The 2864-nt window shown below is 39.2% G+C and carries 3 protein-coding genes; 2 read left to right on the plus strand and 1 reads right to left on the minus strand.

What is annotated here, in order from left to right:
• Nucleotides 1-243 precede the first annotated feature (243 nt).
• Nucleotides 244-1707, minus strand: a complete 1464-nt coding sequence (locus K0A89_12860) for an IS66 family transposase (GenBank protein ID MBW6519373.1) — start codon at nucleotides 1705-1707, stop codon at nucleotides 244-246.
• A 274-nt stretch (nucleotides 1708-1981) separates the two neighbouring features.
• On the opposite strand from K0A89_12860, the gene K0A89_12865 reads away from it, so the two are divergent.
• Nucleotides 1982-2185, plus strand: coding sequence for a heavy-metal-associated domain-containing protein (locus tag K0A89_12865; GenBank protein ID MBW6519374.1), 204 nt, complete (start codon nucleotides 1982-1984; stop codon nucleotides 2183-2185).
• A 39-nt stretch (nucleotides 2186-2224) separates the two neighbouring features.
• The coding region (locus K0A89_12870) for a copper ion binding protein (GenBank protein MBW6519375.1) at nucleotides 2225-2864 on the plus strand (640 nt) is incomplete at its 3' end.

Raw genomic sequence — 2864 nt, forward strand, 5'->3', positions numbered from 1 at the left:
TTGTGCTAACGAGATTTATGCTTTTAGAGGGAATACTGTCTACTTTTTTTTTAAGTTTATGGTGAGATGAGGCATAATTTTAACGATCAAGGAAGGTAAAAGAAGTATAATTAACAGATTGGTTGATTTCGTTTGCAAAAAATTGAAGAAATCACTAGATTATGGGATAGTGCCCTATTCAGCCTATCCTTATTTCTGTAAAACATTCAATTTCAATACCGAAAATTTATCCCAATTCTGAGTTCAAGTGGGTGTTGGAACAAATGGCTTTCCAGCGAATGCATCTTGAATAGCATCAATAACAGAAAGCTGATTCTTCTTTACAGTAGATATATACCTTCTGATACGGCAGAAAGAACGTGCTCCCTGAGTACTTCGGAATGTACCAGATATTTTCTGCTGCAATTTCATCACCCTGACATCCCTTTCTGCTTGATTATTCTCAAATGGGACTTCAAAGTCATTCATAAACCTGAGAATATCACTTTTATAATCCATGAAACGGTCCAAAAGATTTTTTGCCTTGGTCTGTTTTTTTCTCCCTCGTTTCTTTGGTAGGGTCTGAGGAGCCAAAGGTGGTGGATTTTCTTCCATTCCTATTTTGATTATCTGATCATACCTCTCTTCGAAATTTATAATTTCTTCAGCTTTTAAATTATCAGATATTTCTCGTGCTTCATCCACACAATTTTTAATATCAATAAGTAGATCCCCTATCTCCTTCGACCACTGCTGATTATAATTCTCACAAATACCCGTTAAATCTCTTAAGTGATGTCCATTACAAAGTGAATGTTCGCAGTTATATTTGTAGTAAGGTTTCCAAAAATCATGAACTGCTATCCCTATAAAACCTGGTAGAATACCCATGTCATCTATGGCTTCAGAACCTTTTTTTGGGTGAGCAAAATAGTATGTCATTTTGTCTGTGCTAGCTACGTGAAGCCAATTACGCATTCCGTTTATTCTCATCCCAGTCTCATCACAATTGATAACATATGATTGCTTCAAGAGGTTCTTGATCTCATTTTCAAATCCTTGTAACTTCTCGAAACAGACTTCTTCTGCTCTAATCAGAGTAGCGGGGCTTATCTCACATCCACAGACATCAGATAATAACTCACAACAACGCTCATAGGGAATAAGTTGATAATCATGCAAATAGACTGCTAAAGCTGCTAGACGTGGACCATATTGCGTGGGATGTTTAATCTCTTCTGGAAAATCAGCTTTATTGGTACAGCCACAATTGGGACATGTCTTAATTTCAGCACAATGTTCAGTTACTTTGATAGCAACAGGCGGTATATCAAAAACCTGTCTTTTTTCAAAGTTTGTAGTCTCTACATCTTCAAGAAACAGGTCACAAGTGTCACATCTATGTACTTTATGGGATATGGTTTCATCAGGATTGTCAACCATTGTTAATGTAGTTCCTGGGTGACCTTCTTGACCACCTGCCTTTTTACCACTCTTTTTGCGTCTGCTTTTTGGTTTCGGCTTCTCATGTATAAAAACATCCGTTGAAGGAGGTTTACTGCTATTGCGACTGTTTTTGTTTAGTTGTTCCTCTAATAATTTAACTCGTTCTTCTAGTACTGCAATTCTCGCAGCCTGTTGCTCTATGATTTTTTGTTGTTCAGCTATTAAAGTGATAACAACTTCTGGACCAGCTTCATAAACTGCAAGAATCTCATCACGTTCCATATCAATCCCCTCAGATTAATGGAAAAGTTTGGTTATTTTGAATATTAATTTATGAAGAATTCATTGTATATTGATTTTTCGGTTTTGCTGTTTTTATTAGAGTAAACTGTTTATAGGGTGGCTGAATAGTTACCAATTTTCAAATTCTATTGAGATATTATTTCATTTTGTAAACCATAATTTGCATTAATCCATGAACCAACATATAATAGAAAATATATATGAATTACTGGAAATCATTTCCGGTACAATAGCAATAAAAAGGTGACATATATTGAAAGAAGATACAATACAGATCGAAGGAATGATGTGCGGCCACTGCCAGATGAATGTAACAAAAGCACTATCCACTACTGAGGGGGTTGTTGGGGTAGAGGTTTCCCTTGACCCTGCACAGGCAAAAGTTAATTATGACCCTGAAAGAATTACTATTGAGGGACTTAAAGGGGTTATTAACGAAGCTGGCTATAAAGCCTAATTCATAAACTTAACTGATACTTGGAACTGGAGGTATTCGATGGAAGATGTAAAAATAAAGATAGAAGGCATGACCTGCGAACACTGCCAAAAGCGTGTTCATGATGCCATTGCATCGCTCGATGGTGTAACCTCGGTGAGCGAAGACCTTAGTGTCGGTGAGGCCACTGTCTCCTACGATTCCTCCAAAATCGAGCTTGACCAGATAAAACAGGCAGTCCGGGATGTCGATTACCAGGTGGTGGATGAAGGTGAGGTCTGTCCGGTTCCTACACCAGACGGCATGAAACTCATGAAAGAAGGTATGATGAGCATGCCCATTGTAGATGAAGCAAAAGGGACAACATCGCCATCTGAAACGGAACGTGAACCTGAAAATCCACCCACATCATCGGGCAAAGTTAAGAAGACCACCATCGGTGTTACCGGAATGACCTGTGCGTCCTGCGCCCAGAATATCGAGAAAGGTTTGGGCAAATTACCCGGTGTGAGCAAAGCGGTGGTGAACCTGACCACTGAGAAAGCAGCCGTTGAATACGACCCTGGCCAGATCAACCCTGAGCAGTTCGCAAAGACCATCACTGACCTTGGTTACGGCGTTGTCAGGGACAGCGTGACCCTTCACATCACAGGAATGACCTGTGCTTCATGTGTACAGAATATTGAGACAGGATTGCGCA

The organism is ANME-2 cluster archaeon (assembly GCA_019429385.1).
Taxonomy (GTDB): Archaea; Halobacteriota; Methanosarcinia; order Methanosarcinales; family Methanocomedenaceae; genus Methanocomedens_B.

What these genes read in the sequence shown, in the direction of transcription:
- K0A89_12860 (MBW6519373.1), bottom strand. Translation starts at nt 1,707, where the DNA reads ATGGAACGTGATGAGATTCTTGCAGTTTATGAAGCTGGTCCAGAAGTT.